General features: G+C 45.1%; 17 protein-coding genes. 8 read left to right on the forward strand and 9 right to left on the reverse strand.

Annotated features, from left to right (window positions below):
* Positions 1–192: 192 nt before the first annotated feature.
* Positions 193–1,386 (reverse strand): substrate-binding domain-containing protein, encoded by a 1,194-nt coding sequence (locus MAS10914_RS0115050; protein ID WP_017316771.1) that lies wholly within the window; start codon positions 1,384–1,386, stop codon positions 193–195.
* Between the two features lie 333 nt (positions 1,387–1,719).
* Here MAS10914_RS0115050 and MAS10914_RS0115055 point away from each other — a divergent pair, with 333 nt between their 5' ends.
* The 4 genes from MAS10914_RS0115055 to MAS10914_RS0115070 all read left to right on the forward strand — a co-directional run bounded on the left by MAS10914_RS0115055 (position 1,720) and on the right by MAS10914_RS0115070 (position 5,702).
* Positions 1,720–1,923: a hypothetical protein gene (locus MAS10914_RS0115055; RefSeq protein ID WP_017316772.1), complete on the forward strand. Its 204-nt coding sequence runs from the start codon at positions 1,720–1,722 to the stop codon at positions 1,921–1,923.
* Between the two features lie 607 nt (positions 1,924–2,530).
* Positions 2,531–2,845 carry a hypothetical protein gene (locus MAS10914_RS0115060; RefSeq protein ID WP_017316773.1) on the forward strand — a complete coding sequence of 105 codons (315 nt, stop codon included), beginning with the start codon at positions 2,531–2,533 and terminating at the stop codon, positions 2,843–2,845.
* 216 nt (positions 2,846–3,061) lie between these two features.
* On the forward strand, positions 3,062–4,789 hold the full coding sequence (locus MAS10914_RS0115065) for a succinate dehydrogenase/fumarate reductase flavoprotein subunit (protein ID WP_017316774.1): 1,728 nt from the start codon (positions 3,062–3,064) through the stop codon (positions 4,787–4,789).
* Positions 4,790–5,081: 292 nt separating this feature from the next.
* Positions 5,082–5,702, forward strand: a complete 621-nt coding sequence (locus MAS10914_RS0115070; RefSeq protein ID WP_017316775.1) for a TMEM165/GDT1 family protein — start codon at positions 5,082–5,084, stop codon at positions 5,700–5,702.
* A 51-nt stretch (positions 5,703–5,753) separates the two neighbouring features.
* Here MAS10914_RS0115070 and MAS10914_RS0115075 read toward each other — a convergent pair whose 3' ends face one another.
* Positions 5,754–6,620: a tetratricopeptide repeat protein gene (locus tag MAS10914_RS0115075; protein WP_026082566.1), complete on the reverse strand. Its 867-nt coding sequence runs from the start codon at positions 6,618–6,620 to the stop codon at positions 5,754–5,756.
* A gap of 546 nt (positions 6,621–7,166) precedes the next feature.
* Between MAS10914_RS0115075 and MAS10914_RS0115080 the strand changes: the two genes are divergently transcribed.
* Positions 7,167–8,159, forward strand: coding sequence for a hypothetical protein (locus tag MAS10914_RS0115080; RefSeq protein ID WP_017316777.1), 993 nt, complete (start codon positions 7,167–7,169; stop codon positions 8,157–8,159).
* Positions 8,160–8,281: 122 nt separating this feature from the next.
* On the opposite strand, the gene MAS10914_RS0115085 is transcribed toward MAS10914_RS0115080, so the two are convergent.
* Positions 8,282–9,451, reverse strand: a complete 1,170-nt coding sequence (locus MAS10914_RS0115085; protein ID WP_017316778.1) for a homocysteine biosynthesis protein — start codon at positions 9,449–9,451, stop codon at positions 8,282–8,284.
* 92 nt (positions 9,452–9,543) lie between these two features.
* Positions 9,544–9,738, reverse strand: coding sequence for a hypothetical protein (locus MAS10914_RS0115090; RefSeq protein WP_156818163.1), 195 nt, complete (start codon positions 9,736–9,738; stop codon positions 9,544–9,546).
* 510 nt (positions 9,739–10,248) lie between these two features.
* On the opposite strand from MAS10914_RS0115090, the gene MAS10914_RS0115095 reads away from it, so the two are divergent.
* Positions 10,249–10,554: a P-II family nitrogen regulator gene (locus MAS10914_RS0115095; protein ID WP_017316780.1), complete on the forward strand. Its 306-nt coding sequence runs from the start codon at positions 10,249–10,251 to the stop codon at positions 10,552–10,554.
* Positions 10,555–10,695: 141 nt separating this feature from the next.
* Here the strand turns inward: MAS10914_RS0115095 and glcD are convergent, their stop codons facing one another.
* From glcD to MAS10914_RS0115110, 3 genes are all read right to left on the reverse strand, one after another.
* Entirely contained in the window at positions 10,696–12,174 is a 1,479-nt protein-coding gene (gene glcD / locus MAS10914_RS0115100) for a glycolate oxidase subunit GlcD (protein ID WP_017316781.1), read from the reverse strand.
* Between the two features lie 190 nt (positions 12,175–12,364).
* Positions 12,365–16,417 carry an AAA-like domain-containing protein gene (locus MAS10914_RS30235; protein WP_017316782.1) on the reverse strand — a complete coding sequence of 1,351 codons (4,053 nt, stop codon included), beginning with the start codon at positions 16,415–16,417 and terminating at the stop codon, positions 12,365–12,367.
* Positions 16,410–16,736 carry an AAA-like domain-containing protein gene (locus tag MAS10914_RS0115110; RefSeq protein ID WP_017316783.1) on the reverse strand — a complete coding sequence of 109 codons (327 nt, stop codon included), beginning with the start codon at positions 16,734–16,736 and terminating at the stop codon, positions 16,410–16,412. The genes MAS10914_RS30235 and MAS10914_RS0115110 overlap by 8 nt, the downstream gene beginning before the upstream one ends.
* Before the next feature lie 52 nt (positions 16,737–16,788).
* Between MAS10914_RS0115110 and MAS10914_RS0115115 the strand changes: the two genes are divergently transcribed.
* Together MAS10914_RS0115115 and MAS10914_RS0115120 are read left to right on the forward strand one after the other, a co-directional pair.
* Positions 16,789–17,289: a helix-turn-helix domain-containing protein gene (locus tag MAS10914_RS0115115; RefSeq protein WP_017314015.1), complete on the forward strand. Its 501-nt coding sequence runs from the start codon at positions 16,789–16,791 to the stop codon at positions 17,287–17,289.
* Positions 17,290–17,336: 47 nt separating this feature from the next.
* A complete protein-coding gene (locus MAS10914_RS0115120; RefSeq protein ID WP_033364721.1) occupies positions 17,337–17,861 on the forward strand; it encodes an IS630 family transposase in 525 nt (174 codons plus the stop codon).
* Here the strand turns inward: MAS10914_RS0115120 and MAS10914_RS0115125 are convergent.
* Positions 17,824–19,716, reverse strand: coding sequence for an AAA-like domain-containing protein (locus MAS10914_RS0115125; RefSeq protein ID WP_017316784.1), 1,893 nt, complete (start codon positions 19,714–19,716; stop codon positions 17,824–17,826). The genes MAS10914_RS0115120 and MAS10914_RS0115125 overlap by 38 nt on opposite strands.
* Before the next feature lie 103 nt (positions 19,717–19,819).
* The gene (gene miaA / locus MAS10914_RS0115130; RefSeq protein ID WP_017316785.1) at positions 19,820–20,785 is read right to left on the reverse strand and encodes a tRNA (adenosine(37)-N6)-dimethylallyltransferase MiaA; all 966 of its coding nucleotides are present in this window, start codon (positions 20,783–20,785) and stop codon (positions 19,820–19,822) included.
* Positions 20,786–20,867: the final 82 nt, after the last annotated feature.

A 20,867-nucleotide genomic window follows, 5' to 3' on the forward strand; every position in this document is an offset into this window, starting at 1 on the left:
ATTGGAACAATTAAACACATCAATCGTTGCTTCTATTACAGGTTGGGATTTTATTCTTGATGCTTTATTTGTATCAGGCTTTTCGTGAAATGGTATTAACTCATGCTCTAGAGGAAATGGTGATATCTCATTGACCTTACCATTTCCTCAGGAGCGTTTTTTTGTTGAATTCTTTAACAATAATTCATGTTCTCAGCGCATGGGAACCAGTCCAGCCTTTTCGACAATCTGCTGACCTTCTTTGGAAAGTAACATATTGACGAAGGCGTCCCCAGCTAGTTGATCGATTGTGCCGTCCTGGCGAAACCCAATAAACATACGCCGGGTGAGGGGGTAAGTGCCATCCCGCATCGCGGCAGCATTAATCTGCTTGCCATTATCTATGAGAGGTTGCATATATTGTTGGGAGTTAGCTTTAGCAATAGCAACGGGGCGGATTGTTCCTTGACCAACAATTAGTCCAGTTCCTCCAAAGGAAATCCCCCCAGGAGTAGAGGCAACCTTACGAATACCTTCAGTATAATCACGGATGAAGTTCACCCTGGAACTTATTTGTCCATCTTCTTGCCCGAGAAGCTCATTCAATATACCGGAAGCCTTAGGGTCTCTGGAGAAAGGTATAATCTGCAGATTTGGTCCTCCCACCTGCTTCCAGTTGGTGAGTTTACCTCTATATATGTCTTGAAGTTGATCAACTGAAAGTCCTGGAATGGAGACATCTGGATGGGTAAAGAAGACAAGCCCATCTAAAGCGACTGGCACTTGCTTTAGCGCAAAGCCCCGTTGTTGAGCCTTGTTATAATCAGCATCCTTGAGAGATGATGCGTACAGAGTAAAGCTCAGTTGACCATCAAGCAGCATAGCTACACCCTTTTTGCCACCTGGTTTACCGTCTTTCGGTTCAATGTAGCGGAGGCGAAAATTGGGTTGAGCTGCGGCGATGGCATCGTTTAAGCCAGCAGCACTCAAAGCTGCAAAGCTGGTACCACCGCCGTAGTTAAATGTCCCTTCCGGCACGTCCGGCACCTCTTTTATAGAATCGTAGAGTTTGATATCAGAGGAGGTGTTCTGACTGCTGTCACTGGAATTGTAAACTCCGATATCCTCGGACTTGTTTACACTGCTAACAGTTACGAATAAACAGTAGATTAACCAACTAATAACCAGAAACACCAGACCAGAAAGAAGTCGAATTATCCAAGGTGTCAACAGCCAATCTGTCAAAGTTTTAGGCTCAGGGTTGGCAAGCTTGTTGCTGTTTCGTATCTGAGAAACATTGAGGGGTTTACCGCACTTCACACAGCGTCTAGCCGTGGCAGGATTTATATCATAGCCACAATGGTTGCATACTATAACCGTTTGATGATTCGATTTGTCAAGATTCATTTTATTCTCCCAAGGTATGTGCTGGAACTTACGGATTGCACCCAGGAGCTTGCTGTTATGTTGTAAAAATCTGTTGGTAGATATAGCAGAATAAAGGTGTAGGTGTCAGTCGTCAGAATATGCCCTCTGGGCAAGCTGCGCGTTAACGCAGTTCCGACCTAGGAGGCACAGAAGTAAAACAGGCGTTCTATCTGGCTTTGAGACCGAAGTTTTGTACCTCACTCATCCGCAAACGGCTGTATTAAGTATATTTATTAGAACATTATCATTTTTTGCAACACAACCGTTGATTTACAAAGTAAACTTAAAGCACATCTATTCGAGAAACAGCGATTGCCCGTTCGCGTATGTCTGCGGCATGATTTGCGTTCGCGGAGTGTGCTGCGTGCAATCGCATTAGTTGAAGAAGTTTTTGACGCGCAAGGCTTAAAGTTAATTTGGGTTGACGTTGGTTATAGAGGCAAACCATTTGCCTACGCAGTCGATATCATTTGTGGTGCAGATGTAGAAGCTGTTCCTAGTAGTCTGTCTCATTAGTTTTGAGGGATTCGTAGTGAGCACAAGAGCGCTCTCGGAGTCTAGGACTAAAGTCCTTACTACGAACTTATACAACCATCATAATTAATGCGATGAAGTACTAGCCCACCCGGGCAGATCTCATAAAAGTTATCCAACGTTAGAGAATGTTTTCAATATATAAACTAAGGTCTTAAATATAACAAGAGAATTTCATCAAGAATCGCTAACTTAGAAACAATTTTGATGAGTGATGATTTTGATTTGCGAATGAAAATGGAACAGCTATAATCTAGCGATCGCAAAACTGACAATTAGAGAATTTTCATCCTATTCAGCGACTTTGTGTAAGGTGCAACTCCACTTCTGGCAACTTTAGATAACTCCCTTAATTCATTATTAAGGTTTTATGAACGTTCCCTTAATAGTATTCATTTGATTGCCCTTTATTCTATTATATATATCTGTTGAATAGTTCATAAGTCATAGGTAAAATTACCATATTGAGAGAGAAAAAAGGTCAGTCAATTGTGAAGTGATATTACAATTGTTTCAAAAATATTTAGAAATTGTCTGAAACTCAAACATGGTTCTAAGGTAGAACCAAAGGAGATGCTAGAGGCAAATTATGACGAATAACATTCAAAAGTATCGGTTTGTCTGTACCCTTACCTTCGGGGATATTTACGGTCAAATCATTGTTTGGTTGATTACTATTACGGTAAGTTTGGCGTCAGCTTTGGCGCTCATGGGTGCTAGACGACCGGTTTATGCTTTAGCGACTGTCGCTCTCGTTGTTCTACTATCGTTGCCTTTCTTGCTTTTTGCCTTCGTAACTACCTTGCTAAATCACATTGAGATGGCTCCTGTAGAACCAGGGACGAAGATGGAGCCAATACCTGGTAATGTTTCTCAGCAACAACCAGTACAAGCAACTAGCTGAATGGATTTTAGATTGAGGACTGGTTCTTAATTAGTAGTTAATAGTTTTTGGTCAAGAATAAACCATAACTAACAATTAACAATCCTCACTCCCTACTCCAAAATCCACAATTCATAAAACATCCCTGTCTGTTGGCGGGGAATTTTTTTTACACACGCCATGTAGCGCCTTTTTACAATAGAACATCTATAGCTTGTTTTACAGTCGGGGCTAATTATGCTTGAACATGATGTAATTATTGTCGGGGGTGGGTTGGCTGGGTGTCGCGCCGCAGTGGAAATTGCCCGCACGAACCCCAGTGTGAATGTGGCAGTGGTTGCTAAAACCCACCCGATTCGTTCCCACTCGGTCGCAGCACAAGGTGGTATGGCTGCGTCTTTAAAAAATGTTGATTCTACTGACAGTTGGGAAGCCCACGCTTTTGACACTGTGAAGGGTTCCGACTATCTAGCAGACCAAGATGCAGTGGAAATTCTCACCCGTGAAGCACCAGACGTGGTGATTGACCTAGAACACATGGGCGTTTTGTTTTCCCGCTTAAGCGATGGTCGCATTGCTCAACGTGCTTTTGGCGGACATTCTCACAATCGCACTTGCTATGCCGCTGATAAGACTGGTCACGCAATTTTGCATGAACTAGTCAACAATCTACGCCGATATGGTGTGCAAGTTTATGAGGAGTGGTACGTGATGCGCCTGATTTTGGAAGAAGGTCAGGCGAAAGGTGTTGTGATGTACCGCATCCAAGATGGGCATATTGAAGTGGTGCGCGCTAAGGCGGTGATGTTTGCGACTGGTGGCTATGGTCGGGTTTACAATACCACGTCTAATGATTATGCTTCCACTGGTGATGGTCTGGCAATGACGGCTCTCGCTGGCTTGCCCTTAGAAGACATGGAATTTGTGCAATTCCATCCCACAGGATTATATCCGGTAGGGGTGCTGATTTCAGAAGCAGTGCGCGGAGAAGGAGCGTATTTGATCAACAGTGAGGGAGAACGCTTTATGGCAAGGTATGCTCCTAGTCGCATGGAACTTGCCCCGCGTGATATTACCTCACGAGCGATCGCCTACGAAATTCGCGCAGGTCGCGGTGTTCATCCTGATGGCAGTGCGGGGGGTCCGTTTGTCTATCTCGACCTGCGACATATGGGTAAAGAAAAAATCATGAGTCGCGTCCCCTTCTGCTGGGAAGAAGCACATCGTCTAGTGGGCGTTGACGCAGTAACTCAACCCATGCCAGTCCGCCCCACCATTCACTATTGCATGGGCGGCATTCCTGTCAATACCGATGGTCAAGTCCGCAGTAGTGGTGATGGTCTGGTTGATGGCTTCTTTGCCGCTGGGGAAACTGCTTGTGTTTCTGTACATGGTGCAAATCGGCTTGGCAGTAATTCCTTGTTGGAATGTGTGGTTTATGGACGCAGAACTGGAGCATACATTGCACAATTTGTGCAAAAACGCAAGCTGCCGACTGTGGACGAGCAACGCTACATCACCGAAGCCCAGCAACAAATTCAAGCTTTGCTAGAACAGCCCGGGAAGTACCGCATCAACCAAATCCGCCAAGCCTTTCAAGATGATATGACGCAGTATTGTGGCGTGTTCCGCACAGAAGCACTTATGCGTGAAGGTCTGAATAAAATACAAGAATTACAACAGCAATATTCGCAGATCTACTTAGATGATAAGGGCAGTTGCTGGAATACGGAAATCTTAGAAGCATTTGAAATGCGGAGTTTGATGGTGGTAGGGCGTATGATTCTAGAATCGGCATTAAATCGTCAGGAAAGTCGTGGCGCTCACTTCCGAGAAGATTTTACCCAACGGGATGATGTTAACTTCCTAAAGCACACAATGGCTTATTATTCGCCCGCAGGGATTGATATCCAATATCGCCCAGTGACGATTACCATGTTTCAACCACAAGAGCGGAAGTATTAGTCTGAAGAACTCAGGACTCAGAATTGTGAATTCACCTAAAAACTTTACTCCAACCTCAGACAGATGTATAATTACTCAAAAGAAGAAGGGGAGTAGCTACTGGCAAAAGATAACAGCCAGTATACCTGAATCAACATACTGGCGATGAGCCTGGTTCAGGTGGCAGGTAAGCAATTAGCTTCTTGGAAGTGAGACCTTCACTGAGTTCACATGAAAAAATGTGAGCTTGGTGGAGTCTCATTGCTCGCATCAAGCTCACGTAGGCGGAAAATCCTGAAAGGAGCTTGAGAGAGTGTTAACAGCTTTTACTGCGGGTTTATTACTCATTACGGTTTCGGAGCTAGGCGATAAAACCTTTTTCATCGCGGTGATTTTGGCGATGCATCACTCACGGCGGCTAGTCTTCACAGGAGTGATAGCGGCTTTAGCTGCAATGACAATACTTTCTGTTGTCGTGGGACAAGCAGTTTCTATACTTCCAAAAGTTTATATTCATGTTGGGGAGATAGCTTTATTTATTGGCTTTGGTATTAAGCTGATTTACAATGCAAGTCGAATGCCTGCTTCGAGTTGTGATACACAAGTTGTAGAAGAGGCAGAGGCAGCTGTAAAACAAGCAGATATGCAACTGCCAAAAAAGAAAAATTCCCTAGCAATTTTAACAGAAGCCTTTGTACTGACATTTATGGCAGAGTGGGGCGATCGCACGCAAATTGCCACAATTGCCCTAGCCGCAGGAAATAACGCGATTGGAGTGACAACGGGTGCAATTTTGGGACACGCCATTTGTGCTGCTATTGCTGTTATTGGTGGAAGAATGCTGGTTGGGCGAATTTCTGAGCGCAAACTCACCTTTATTGGTGGATTTTTGTTTCTTGTGTTTGGAGTGGTAGCGGCGATAGAAGGGAGTTAGGAGTTGTAGAGACGCGTTCTCATGAAAGCGTCTCTACAAGAATCTTCCCCCTCATTGTTTGGGGGTGCTTTGGATTGTCGGTGTTGGAGAGGGAGCAGGAGATTCATTTGCCCGCTTATTGATTTCGTCTCTATACTGAGTTGGTGCTAAAGACGCCGCTTTGGTAAACAAAATTTTTGCCTCCTCTGTTTTGCCCTGTTCTTTCAGGAGCATCGCCTTTGCGAGGAGGGGACGAAAATCCTGTTGATCATTCTTCATTGCCTGGTCATAGGCAGCAAGAGCTTGAGCATAGCGTTTTTGGGAAGCGTGTACGTTGCCTAACAGCACCTGTACAGCGACAACATCCACACTTCCAGCCTGAATTTTATTTGCCTGACTTGCAGTATTGAGAGTATCTTGTAGCAAGCCAACAGCTGCTTCGGGGCGTTTTTGAGTGAGCAGGAGAGCCACCATTCCTTGTAAAGCCTCAAGGTCGCCTGGTTTATTTTCCAGAACAGAACGGTAAGCTTGGGCAGCTCCTTCCTTGTCGCCAATTTGCTGCTTGGCTTGAGCCAGTAGCACTGCGTATCTTGTTTGTTCTGGATTGAGCTTGGCTAACTTTTCTAAAGGTTCAATGACAGCCTTTATATCACCTACACCTAAGCTAAGTAACTGTAGCCGAGTCTCAAGCAAGCCTCGTAGCGCCGTTTGGTTTTCGCTTTCCCGCTGCAAAACCTGTTCATAACCCCGTGCAGCATCTTCCAGCTTTGATCTTTGATCCGAGGAAGCCGAACCACTTGTTGCGTTGATAGATTTCTGGGTCGAGCTTTGGGTTTGATTAAACGCCGCAATTATCGGCACTATTGACACTCCAACAAAAGCAAGAACTGCTAGCACCAAAACCACATTGACTATCCAGCGTTTGCGAGGTTGAGACACAAAACCGTCCTTAAACTCTAATGACATTATCTTTACAGAAAACACGAAAGTTAAATATTTCAAAAAGTTTGCGGAATGCCGTGAATTGTTTGTGAATTTTATAACAAAAAGCCATTTACGCAGTCTATACAAGTTTTGACTTTAGGAGGAACCGTCTGAATTGTAGCTATGCTATGCTTCCGAAACTAGTGTAAAGGCGCTAAATTACACATTTAGTGAGTGTATGCAAAATTTGAGGCAGCGCCCTTTAAGTTCACCAGTTCCTTACGGAAGGAAACCCTATGGGTATCTCCTCCCCAGAGGCTGCGCCTATGCCAGTTGCAGCGGGCGTGGGAAACCCTCCAGCCTTCCCTGGCTGACCGTGCGGGGGGTTCCCCCCGTTGAGGTGACTAGGGTGCGATTGCCGTCGTGTCTTGAGTATCATACAGAGCGTTAACACGTGGCTGTCTTGAAAGGAAATATACTTACAAGCGCCGCACAAACGCTCTTTTCAGTTGCCTTTGTAAAATCCCACAATGGGATATGTCTCCGCCGCAAGGAGTTTTTATGAATTCCGACCTGATGCCGTCGCCTGAATCGTCCAACTCAACTACCTCGAAAGAGGCTTTAAACAGCAACAACGCAGCTGCAAATGTCAATGCAGCTTCCCCAACCTCTCAAGAAGAAAACTCACCTGATATCTCAAGTGAGACTGCCAATGATGAGAATTTAGCAAATCGGCTGCAACCGATTCCACCTCCTAGCGAACCAATGCAGTACCGAGCAATTGGTTTAGTGCGAGGTCGCTACGTTGCCAGCAGCGAACAATTCACTCAAGGTACAATGCTGACCACAGATGGCGCGCAAATCGACGCCGTCCTTCTGGGTCGGATAATGAGTTTAGTGAAAAATCATTTGGACTTGGAAAAAGAACATTTGTGGGTCGTTTATCCGCGTACTCGACAAGAAAACGACAAATTGCACATCCAGATTGTAGGAGTCTGGGAGCCAGAAAACTTGGCTAAACATCAAACAGCCGATGATGACCAAGATTCAGCTTCACAAGTGCCAACACCCGCCAATGATTCATCCAGTCCCCTCCTACCCTCATCACAACTACCAGATGGTGGTTTTTCTGTTCGGGGCGAGGTAGTTTATCAGTCTTTTGAGGCTGGAAACTTAGTGATCAAAATTAAGCAGGCTGCTCGTAAACAAGATGACAAACCAAAATATTTCAAGCTGAAAATTAAAGGTAAGCTTGAAGCCAGAGCAGTCGGTAAGTTTTGGGACTTACAAGTTACGCGCGAAGCTGACGAATTGGTTATAGAAAGTGGTGAGGCGATCGCTGATTTGCCCAGAAAGCGCAGACCTCCACAAAGAAGACCAGGAGGAGGGGGCGGTCGTCGTCCAAGCGCAAGGAAACCTTTTCCCCCAAGACAACGCACTGGGGAAGCTCCGCGCCCAATTCGGAAAACCGCCGACTCTTCTGCGGCGCCACGACCTGTCTCTACAAAACCCATTCCTAAGCCCGTCAAGCGCCCAAAGCCACCTGAACAGTAAGTAGGGAGAGCAGGGGAGGCAGTGGGTTTTGGGGTCTCCCCAAGTGGAGCAACTGCCGTGGAACAGGGGGAGAAAAATGCCTCACCAGATCTCCTGCCTTCCCAACCTCGTGTGCTCTGTTCTTAAAACTCCGTCCAGCGGTCTTGGGGAAGAAAAGACCGCTCCATGGAAATTGGCGCTACAGGCTCTGTTAGGGTAAAATCACCTGATGAAATCCATTGTTTCAACTCTGCGGCAACTTGCCGAGAGAGAAACAGACTTGCAAGGGGTGCAACGCGCACAGTCCTGCCTTCAATGCTGATGCGTCCGGATTTGAGTTGGGTGTAACTGACTAAACCAAAGGTAGGACGGACGCGCCGGGGAATGGAAAAGTCTACTATCGGGGCTACCAAGTCTTTATCTTGAACTGCACATCTTGCGACGACTTCTTCGTTCAACACAGGGAGTGGTACGCCCACTCCTAACATTAAAGAAGGACCGTAACTTTTGAAGTAACACCCACGCACCCAACGAGCATCCATTTGCTTAGCATCACCAATTAAAGCCAAAGTTGCAGCTGGACCAATAGGTGTACGATTGGGTAAGCGCTTTTGTAAGGGGAAGTGCTGGGTGCCTTCCCAAGCGACATAACCAACACCGCCTCCTAAGAAAATTCGCGTACCAATACCAATCAGTTGCAGGTCTGGGTCATTGAGCATGGGGGAGATAGCACCAGGGTTAGAGTAAACGGCATTGCCTAAACGCGGTTGTAAAGGACCAAGGTATGTGTTTAGTAAACGCTCTCCCCCATTCACGCCAATAATAAAATTTTGGTAAAGATTACGTGGATTGAATAAATAAAACTGATTGATGGTTTCACGGGTAATCGTCGTTTCAAAAGTGGCTCTGGGATAACAATCTGTGACTTGTCCTTGCGCTCGTACGTGTACGGGTTTACCAGCTATCAAATCTTCAATAACATGACCGCCACCACGTTCCCGGACTTCTTCCCCGTCCATCACTTCCACCGCACAACTCGCGCCTAAGTACAAATCTACTGCTCCAAAACCAGAGTATGTCGGTACGCCATCTAACCAGCAACGGCGAATTTTTATTGGCGGGTCAGTATGTCCTAAATTAATAATTGCACCGCTAGATTCCATCGGCTCAAAAGTGCCGGTGGTGATGACATCAACTTCCTTGGCAACTTTGGTAACACCGACTTCTGCAACTCTTGCTTTTAATTCCTCAGCGGTCAATACTACCGCTTGTTTGCGGCTGATTTTGTCATTGATTTCCGCAATTGTTCGCATAGAAAATGCAAATTATATACTTAATCAGCTTGAATTCTACAAACTAAAACACAAGAAAACTCAAGATTATCTACAGCAGATTCCTCCAAAGCCTAAAGCTTTTTAGCTGTTTTATCTGGTTCATCCAGAAACTTCAGTTCGCAATTCATCACTACACCGTTAGGAAGTTTCACGCCCACAGTATCAAGTCTGGATGGATACAAATCGACGATCAGCATTAAACCTAAAGCTTTATGCTGTACTGGCTTGTTGGCAATGTAATACTTGGTAGCAACTTGAATATCCACTTGTCTTACTCCCGTGTGACTTGTATCTTGCAGTTGCATTACAACGCTGTATTACGCTGCAAATCCGAATCCTTTCGGCTTATTGAGTTTGATAATTGCGTTGTCATATCCAGATAGACGTTTTCCACCTATGTCATCTATCTGTTTAAGCTAATTCATTCACTCCCTACTGTGCATTGTAGGGGTGAAATGAGCAATCGATGCTGATAACGCTAATAGCAGTGGAACAGAAAACTGGGCAGAGTTAAGCTGCACTTATGGTTGAGCCAAGCAAAAATACTCACTTACTACTTGACTAAGCATAGATACTCAGGAAATAATCGTAACATAATGTTAAGTAATTTCAGAAATCCTTAAAACTTCTGTAATATTTTTGCAACTAACTATCGTTTACACAGCTTCGCGGCTTTTCTAAAGCAATCCAAGTTAAGCCAGATTCTTGGTAAAGCGATTGACCTGCGGACGAAAACTTAAGCTTTAAAAGCCAAAACCTATTCTGTGGAGTTCTCGATGTCAAACTCAGCTAGTCCCGTCGAACCCGCTGTCCTCATTACCATCATTGGTGAAACAGTGCTGAAAGACCGTATTGTCAAGCTGCTGAAAAGCCATAATGTCACCGGCTACACCATTAATCAAGTGCAGGGTGAGGGTGGGCATGGAAGACGCTTGGGAGACATGGCAGGTTACAACACCAATATTGAAATCAAGACCATTGTTTCATTAGAAACATCTGATGCTATTTTCTCGGCATTGAAAGAGGAACAGGGCAGCCACGCCTTGATCGCCTATCGACACAATGTAGAAGCCTTCTTTTAACTTATCGATAAATTTTTTGACATCATTTTTAATGATTTCGAGCAAAGACGAGGCAGCGTTGCAGGAGGGTTTCCCGACAGAGGCGACTGGCGACGCAAAAAAGTCAAAAGTCTCTTTGCATCTTTGGAACTTTGCGCTTTGCTAAAATCTTTCCACTTCCTCAAACTTTTTGGCAATCTCACCCAGAGCTTTTGCTGCTTCACCACAAGTACGGGGTGTAGGGAAAATCTTACCGGGATTCGCCAAACCTTTAGGATTAAGTGCTTGCCGCACCCATTGCATAGTTTCTAAGTCAGCAGCGGTGAACATTTCCGGCATATAGCACCTTTTTTCTGCACCTATGCCATGTTCTCCAGAAATGCTACCACCAACTTGGACACAAAGCTTAAGAATTTTTCCCCCTACTTCTTCCACCTTTTCTAATTCACCAGGAATGGAATTATCATACAGAATCAGTGGGTGAAGATTGCCATCGCCAGCATGAAATACGTTAGCAATACGATAACCATATTTTTGACTTAATGCTTCAATTTCTCCTAGTACGTACGGTAACTGAGTACGGGGAATGACACCATCTTGTACATAATAATCTGGACTTAAATGTCCTGCTGCCGCGAAAGCTGCTTTCCTTCCTTTCCACAATTTCAAGCGCTGTTCTGGGTCACTTGCTATAGTAATATTCCGCGCACCATTATTTTTACAAATTTCAGCAATGCGCTGTTTATTTTCCGCAACTTCTACTGCCAAACCATCAATTTCTACTAATAAGATAGCGGTAGCATCACGGGGGTAACAATTCGTTGCCACAACATCTTCAACAGCATTGATGCTGAGGTTATCCATAATTTCCATACCACCAGGAATAATTCCCGCGCTGATGATATCCGAAACACTTGCACCGGCCGCTTCAATGCTGGTAAAGTCAGCCAAAAGTACACAAATCGATTCAGCACTTTTGAGGATTCGCAGAGTAATTTCTGTGGCAATTCCCAGTGTTCCTTCAGAACCTACAAACAGACCTGTTAAGTCATAACCAGGCATCTCAGGAATTTGTCCGCCCACGTCTACAATTGAACCATCAGGAAGGACGAGTTTCAACCCCAAAACGTGGTTGGTGGTGACACCGTACTTCAAACAATGTACACCACCAGAGTTTTCGGCAACGTTACCCCCAATTGAGCAAATAATTTGGCTGGAGGGGTCGGGAGCGTAGTAAAAACCAGCACCACTCACCGTTTGAGTCACCCAGCTGTTAATCACTCCCGGCTGAACGACAACTTGCTGATTTTCCAAATCCACCTTAAGTATTTGCCGCATCAATGAAGTGACAATCAACACACAATCCTCAACTGGCAACGCCCCACCAGATAAACCCGTACCAGAACCGCGTGCAATGAAGGGGACAGAGTGGCGATCGCATATCTTCACCACCTGTGCGACTTGTTCTGTCGTTCTTGGTAGCACCACCACAGCCGGACGTTGGCGATAGCTGGTGAGTCCATCGCACTCGTATGTAATGAGTTCTTCGCGGCGTTGCACCACGCCATTTTTGCCAACCACAGCCTCAAATTGTTTGATGATGGGTTTCCAGTTGCGTTGTTGTTTTTCTTGGGTGAGCATAGGTGGTTTTGTCCCAGGGAGAAATCTACTTTGCCGACTCCCTAAAAGATGCAGCTACAGTAGGTGCTAATAATTTATATTTTATCTGGGTCTACTCCCATTTCTCGCAATCTGGCAGCTAGTCGTTCAGCGCGTTCCTCCTAAAGGTATTGGCTGTTGACACACGGGAAGAATTTGCCTGGCTGGAAGGTTAGTCTGGGCAGGTTTTACGATAAGGTTGATTGTCGAAAGCTTGTTGCCACTCTTGTGGTCTCAGGTTGCGACCTGCTGTGCGACAAGCGATCTTGATTAAGTCGTCATTACTGAAATGCACTCGCCAGAGACGTGCATCAGAACTACCGCTGAGGAGCCAGCGACTATCAGGGCTAAAGGCTAAAGGACCGACAGCAGCATCATGTCCGCGTAATACAATTGGTGCGGCGGTGATGTCCGTGGGATTCCACAGGCGAACGGTATGGTCTTCACTAGAGGTTGCTAGCCATTGGCTATCGGGGCTGAATTCTAGACCAAAAACACGCCCTCGATGTCCTGCCAGCAAATCCGGTTCTTTGGCAAGATTATTCATGTCCTGTAACTTAACTTGATAATTCCAAGAACCAGCCGCTAACCAGTGACCATCCGGACTGAAGGCAATTTGAACAACACGGCCAACTGGATCAAATGTCATAATCTTTGCATTTGCTGAGGGATTGCTTGATGTCAAATCCCACAATCTGGCTGTACCATCCCAACCTGCTGTCGCTACCCAACGATTATCAGGACTGATATCAACATCTTGAATAATATCCTGGTGTCCCATAATTCTTATGGGGTGAGCCGATGGATCAGCAGCCGTCATATCCCATACCAGGGCAAACACATCGTTTACACTGTGGAGATTATCACCACTACCACTGACTAGGCGTTTGCCATCACGGCTGAATGTTAGACTTCTAATTGCAGCTCGATGTCCTCGCAAAATTCGTGGATTAGCACTTGGGTCAGATGCTGTTAAATCCCAGAGACGTATTGTGGTATCCCAACTACCTGTCGCCAGCCAATGACTGTCTGGGCTAATTGCTATCCTCTGAATCCATTCAGTGTGTCCTCGTAAAACTCGTGAATTGAGATTTGGCTGGTTAGAAGTCATATCCCACAATCGAACTGTACGATCATCGCTTGCGGAAACTAACCATTTTCCATTGACAGTAAATTCTAGACTCCTTATGTGATCTTTGTGTTTGACTAGCAAGATGGGCGGACGCTGCAGATCGGTGGTGTTCCACAGTCGGATGATGTGGTCGTCGTCAGCACTTGCTATCCACTTATGATCAGGGCTAATTGCATCTGCCCTTACCCAATCTTTGATACCAGTGAAAATAATTGGATCATTCAAAACGTTGGGAACTTTCCACAATCGAGCTTGAGTATCTTCGCTAGCAGTTGCTATCCATTGTCCCGTTGCATCGAAAGTCATTGCATTGATCCACCCTTCATGTCCCTGAAGAGCGACTGGCGGAGCTGATAGATCAGTAATATTCCATAATTTAGCTGTGCCATCTTGACTGGCACTAGCTAGCCATTTCCCATTAGGACTGAATTTAACTGCATCAACTCTAGCTGTGTGTCCCTGCAAAACAACGCGACAGACAAAATAATTTGCAGCATCGGTCTGACAGGTAGAGGATTTAGTTTGTGGGTGGTTCAAGCTTTGCATATCCCACAGTTTCACTTTTGAGTCTGTGCTACCTGTGGCCACCCAGCGACTATCAGGACTAAAGGCGATGGAGGAAATCCACTGAGAATGTGCACCTAAAATGATAGATTGGGTGGCAACCAAATTTTGGGCTGTTAAATCCCAAGCTTGAACAGAGTAGGATATAGCAGCGGCCAAACGTTTTTCGTCAGGGCTGAAAGTCAGTCCCCGAATATTATTTTCAGTATATTCTCTAGCCTTGAGGATTACGGGTGTGGCAGAGGAGTTAATTGCTTCCATATTCCATAATCCAACATCAATGCTATTTACTTCACCTGTAGCTAACCATCGCCCAGAACGACTGAAAACGACTTGTAGAACCTGTGATTTATATCCTCTCAATGGCATCATTTGGGAGCCAGGGGTTTGAGTTGTCATGTCCCATAGCCCAACAATGGCATCTTGACCGGCTGTTGCTAGCCACTTGCTGTTAGGACTAAAAGAAAGAGCATTAATTGGCTTGGTATGTCCTCGGAGAATTTTAGGTGCAGTGTTGAAGTGTGGTGTACTGATATCCCAGAGGAGAATGCGGGTGTCATTCGCGATCGCTGCTAACCATTTGCCATTAGGGCTAATAGCAACAGCCTTTACCTCACCTGTATTTCCCTGTAGAATAACGGCGGGTTTATCAGGATTAAGCTTATCCCAAAGCCGTACTGTTCCATCTTTTCCCCCTGTCGCTAACCAATTGCCTTTTGGGCTAAAGGCAACAGTAACGACTGGTTTTTCATGTCCAAGCAACGGAGTCCCGCCAATTTCACCTAGCAGCCGACGCAACAGCGCCCCCGCTTCTGTACGCCGCAAAATATTCTTTCCTCTGTTAAGCGATTCAACTGCAAATAAAAGACTGCGTTGCGGAAATACATCACGGAATGCTAAAGCTTGTCCTGCCAGGGTTTGAACTAATTTTGCTTTGTTTGCTTCTTCCCGTTGTCCTTCCGCGATTTGGCGTTGTTGTGCTTCAGCCTTTTGAGCTGTCTCTGCCTGTTGTCGGCGTTGTTCAGCAATTTTTTGAGCATTCACTGCAATTTGGCGTTGTTGTGCTTCAGCCTTTTGGGCTATTTCTGCCTGTTGTCGGCGTTTTTCGGCAAGGCTTCTGGCATTCACTGCAATTTGGCGTTGTTGTGCTTCAGCCTTTTGGGCTATTTCTGCCTGTTGTCGGCGTTTTTCGGCAAGGCTTCTGGCAGTTTCTGCTTTACCCTTCAATTGTTCAGCAATTTGACGTTGTTTTGCTTCCGCTTGTTGAGCGTCTTCCGCTGTTTTTTTGGCTGCTTCAGCTTCTTTGGCATTCTGTTCAGCGATCGCTCTTTGTTGTTCTGCTTCTTGTGCTTTCCACCAACCAAATGCTGCCAAGGGCACTGAAGAAAATAAAATTAATCCAATCAAAATCACAGCCACACGTTGTAGTCGCTTTGCCCAGTTGACAGGTAAATGACTTCTAATCCAGGTATTATTAAAGACTTCTCGGTAAATGGCATTGCGAATTTTCAGGATTTTGCCTTCGCGCTTGACTACGCCGGAAAGCTTGAGGTGAGATTTAACCAGCGACTGCTCCTCATCAACAACAGGATGGCGATCGCCCCATACTTGTTGATATACACTGAGAACACTGGTAATATCGGGGGCACGCTTGGTCAGCATATCCCGCACAAATTGCAAGTTATTGTCCTGCTCGCTGGCTGTGCTAAAGAAGGTACTACCCACAACGCGATCAACCTCGGCTTCAGACCAATCTGCTTGAGTGTGATCAGCAAGAATGCGACAAAGACGCTGAGTTAAATACGGGTGTCCTCCTGTCCACTTCAAAACCCATCGCAATACCTGCTGGGCAATCTCTGTAGATAATCCTAATCCTACTGCTAAGGGCTGTGCTTCTTCAAAGGTAAAATCTGTCAAATCTACCCGGTGTCCAATATTGAAGGGGGTACGCTTTGGATCGCGGATTAAATCACCTGGTGTAGCAACACCAATCAAAACAAAGGAAAGGCGGCGGAATTCGGGACTTGTAGCACGGGCAACGTGAAAGTAACGAATCACCGCGTAAAAATCATCAGTGAAATCTAGGCTCAGGGTAGTATCAATTTCATCAATAAAAATCACTATGGGTGCTGCCACTTCAACCAGCAACACATTCTGAAAAAACAGAGTTAGCCGCTGGGAAACGCCCAAATCGGTATGCTCCTGCCACCACTGGTTCACATTCGTATCCAGTATCAGTTGATTAGCTATCTCATCAAGCAACCCTTTGTACCATTGTTCAGCAGTTAAGTTGACACCCAATACACCGCTGATATCAATAATCACACATTGAATGCCTTCCTCAATCAACTGTTCTGCCGTCCGGATCATCAGGCTGGATTTTCCCAATTGACGGGGAGTGAGGACGTAGGCAAAAGTGGCATCACGACACAGTGTCAGTAATTCTTCATCTGCCTGCCGGGGGATATACAACCCCCGTTCATTTGCTTGAACAGTACCGCCAACGGTGTAAATGGTTGGTTCAGCCATGCAGGTGCTCCCGGAAATAGTCAGCATAAAGTTGACAGCGTGGCACAATTATCTGACCTTCACGCCGGACTAAACCTGCTGCACTCAGTAATCGGGCAATCCGCTCATCTGGACAGGTGTTGTTGTGAATGACTTGCAGAAATCCCTGCACTAGGTCTTTTTTTTCGTAAATGCGGAATAGGTGATAGCGCAGGTGATCGCCAAAGGGACCGCGATCGCCTATTGCTTGAGCAAATAACGCTTCTGCTTGAATCTGCTGGCTAGCAACCAGATATAGTGCCCGCCTCACCAAATAAGGATGACCATGCAGTAATACCAATTCACTAAAACTATGATACAGATAAAGAAGGAATAAATATCAACGAGCAAAGATGGCTGGAGTCACCAAAGTAGAAATATATGAGTCAGCAGAAGAATTACAGGAACTGCTGAGAAAACAAAAAATAGTATCAAGTCGTGAACGGATTCAAGCGTTGTATTTGCTGAAAATAGGTCATGTAAAAACAATACAGGATGTAGCGGTGGTGCTAGGGAGAGCAAGGGTAACGGTACAAAGATGGTTGAAGGACTATACCGAATCAGGAATAAAAGGTTTATTGTCAACGAAAAAGAGTCCAGGAAGACCGCCAATGATTAACTTACAAGCAAGAGAGCAGCTAGACAGAGAACTTCAACAGCCACAGGGATTTAAAAGTTATGAAGAAATACGAACTTGGTTAAAAGCAGTGGAAGGGATAGAAGCATCATATAAAGTAGTACACGACACAGTGCGCTATCAAATGAAAGCGAAGCTAAAAGTACCGCGAGCCGTAGGTGTCAAATACGATAGTGAAGCAGAATTGGAATTTAAAAAAAACTGCCACAATACCTAGAAGTAATTAAAAAACACATCATAGCACCAGTCGATAAACAAAAAAAAATTAGATATTGGTGTGGAGACGAAAGCCGTGTGGGGTTGAAGACTGAACCTGGGAGATTAATTACGACAAAAGGAGTCAAGCCCATCGGCATTATGCAATGGAAGCGGGATAATTTTTATTTATATGGATTAGTAGAACCATTAACTGGAGAGCATTTTATTTGGGAATTCTCTCATTTAAATACAGCTTGTTTCAATATTTTTTTAGAAAAATTCTCAGAGACTTATTCTCAAGATATACATATTCTTCAGTTAGATAATGGAGCGTTTCATTTTAGTCAGCATCTCAAACTACCAGAAAATATAGTTTTGTTATTTCAGCCTCCGCATACACCTCAAGTTAATCCAATTGAAAGATTGTGGGAGGAGGTTAAAAGGCATTTAACTTGGGAAAGCTTCTCAACTTTAGATGAATTAAGAGAATTTATTTGGAAGCGATTGGAACAATTAAACACATCAATCGTTGCTTCTATTACAGGTTGGGATTTTATTCTTGATGCTTTATTTGTATCAGGCTTTTCGTGAAATGGTATAACGCCATCAGTTGGCTTGCTTGCAACCGCGTTAGCGGAGAACCATGCCTTTGATTGAGGTCAGCAACTTGTTCTGGTGTAAAGTCCTCAAGGAGGAGAACTTCACCCACATTAAAGGGCGATTGATTCAGGTTGGCAATCAGATGATAGGGTTCAGTAGCAGTCACCAACGCCAGGTCAAACTTTTTCCAGATACGCATAGTGGGTAAAGCACGGTTATTGTGCCAACTGCGTAACATACTAAAAAAGTCAGAGCGAAAATCAGCATCAAAAATCCGATCCACCTCATCCATTGCCAGAACCAGGCAACCACCGAGTTCCTTGAGCAGATAGGATTGCATATAGCGGTTACAACGCTGATTGTTACCCCCGCCTTCTCTCCAGAATTCTGCCACTCGATTGGGCATTCCCAGCTGTTCGGTTAAATCCGTACAAAACTGCTGATAAAAAATCTCTGCATTGGTGATGGCTTCATGGTCAAATAATTGAAAATCCAAAAACGCCACCCGTTTTCCAACTTTCAGCGCAGCATCAATCACCCGGATCAACAGCGAACTTTTGCCCATTTGACGCGGACCCTTTATCGTCAAAGTGACTCCTTGTCGCTGAATTGTCGCGATCGCGATCGCATCCTGAGGTCGCTCAATATAAAATTGAGACTCTGAGTCCATTGTCCCTTCTGGCATCTCTAGAAGCACTGGTTGAGCAGAGGGAGATGGACGCGGTAAAGATGGTTGTGGGGAAATTTGCAGCAAGTCGGTTTTGGACTGTTCTGTAGTGATGGAAAGAGTACCACCCGCAATCGCCAGTTTTAACTCTTCAATCAAATCGGGTGTGTCTTCATCTCCCTGCCACAATGCCCAGTTGATGCTATTGAGATAAGCACTTAGTGGATACTGAAACGGTTCTTGATAGTTCAGACGCACTGGCAAAATCGCAGGATGTCCTCCCTGTTCTTTTGCCAAACGGTATGCCGTGGCAATCTCGGCTTCCACCATCTCGCTGTGAACAGCTCGTTCTGAGAGAAAAACAATCAAAAAATCTGCCCGACGCAATTCAGCTTCAATCCTTTGTGCCCAAGGAGTACCTACCAGCATTGCCCGATCAATGAACACTTCATGCTGCTGACTGAGTGCCTGAAATACTTGCAACGCTACTGTTTCATCAGGTTCTGCGTTGCGTTTGTAGCTGATAAAAATGCGACTTTGCGGCTTTGTCAGCACTTGCTCAGAAGCTTGGAGGAAAGATGATGACCGTTTCTTAAGTACAGGTGTTGCGGACTCTGGAATACTTTCTAAGTCGATTGCAATACAACCCAATTCAAAGGCATCTTCTAGCGATCGTCCTGCACCTAGCCCATCGTAAAAGCCAATGGCAAACTTAATTGCAGCGCGATCGCCAATTGCCTGATTCATGCCAATCACATAGTTAATATGTTGACAAATTGCTTCTGCTTGTACCTCGCTATAACAGGCATTCAGCAACACACACTCAACTTTGTTTTGGAAAAGCTTGAACAACCGCGCCAAAGATGGAGCGCTGACTAATTGCATCTTTCCCGCGCTGTCTTCCAAAACTAATCCTTGAGCACCTGCCCCATGTCCAGAAAAATGTACAATCTGCGGTTCATAGTCCAACAATGCCCGCCGCAAATCATCAGAGCGCACCGCCCACCGTGAGATAATTTCAAACTGGTCTCGTTTACGTGCCCTTTCTAAGCCTGTTTGAATTTCTCGTACCTCTTCATTTAGGCGTAAATTATCCGTGTCTTTTGGATTGGCTGTGAGAATCAGAATTTTTTTCACGGGGCGAGATTGAGGGCATGACCAGTAAATAAATTTTCGCACAACCTCCCTGCTTAACTACTGCTCTGTCACGGTTGTACATAAACGCCCAAGCTCCTTTCTACCCGTGATCAACTAACCTAGAAATAACGCTCTCAAGTGTCAGTTAAGATTCCAGAAATCCTTGCACACGCTGGCAAATTTTTTCTAATAAATCTGGACTCTCAATATCAAACCATTCAATTTGCGGATATGCTTTAAACCAAGTGCGTTGGCGTTTAGCAAATTGCTTTGTGTGCAACACAGTTAATTCTTTAGCTTCATTTAAAGAAATATCCCCTGCCAAATATTGCTTGATTTCTTGATAACCCAAAGTATTTAGCAAAGGTAAATCAGCACCATATTTCTGGCAAAGATACTCCACCTCTGCGACTAAACCATCTGCAATCATCTTCTCAGTGCGCTGTGTAATGCGGTGGGTAAGGTGAGCAGAGTCACAGTCTAAACCAATTTGCAAAATGGGATAATCTGGGGGGTTCTCTCCCTGCTGCTCGGAAATTGGGCGACCAGTGACATAAAATACTTCCAATGCTCTTAAAGTCCGCACTGGGTCGTTAGGATGAATCTTTTGTGCTGCAATGGGGTCAACTTGTAGCAATATAGCGTACAATTGCCTTTGGTCAAAAGATTCCAATTGCGATCGCAATTCCTTGTGCGGTGCAACCCTGGGAATCTTCATACCCCGCGTGATGGAGCGTATGTATAAACCCGTACCACCAACTAGCAGAGGTGGGGAAGTGGGGGAAGTTAGAGAAGATGAGAGAGTAATTACTCCCGCTACTCCCGCTACTTTTCCTTGTCCAATTGTTGGGGGAGAAGCAATTAACGCCTGTGCTTGCTCTTGATAATCTGCAACTGTCATAGTATCCGTTGGGTCACAGATATTTATAAGATAGTGCGGTACTAACTTTTGTTCAGTTTCTGTAGGTTTAGCTGTACCAATATCAAACTCCCGATAAACCTGACGGGAATCTGCACTGAGAATGACACAACCGAGTCGCATCGCCAAGTCCAACGCCAATCCCGATTTACCTGTCGCCGTCGCGCCACAAATCACAATGAGTTTAGTCATGAGTCATGAGTCATTAATCATTAGTCATTGGTACTTATACGAAGGACAAATGACGAATGACGAAAAGGGTACATCCCTATCA

The organism is Mastigocladopsis repens PCC 10914, from assembly GCF_000315565.1.
Taxonomy (GTDB): Bacteria; Cyanobacteriota; Cyanobacteriia; order Cyanobacteriales; family Nostocaceae; genus Mastigocladopsis; species Mastigocladopsis repens.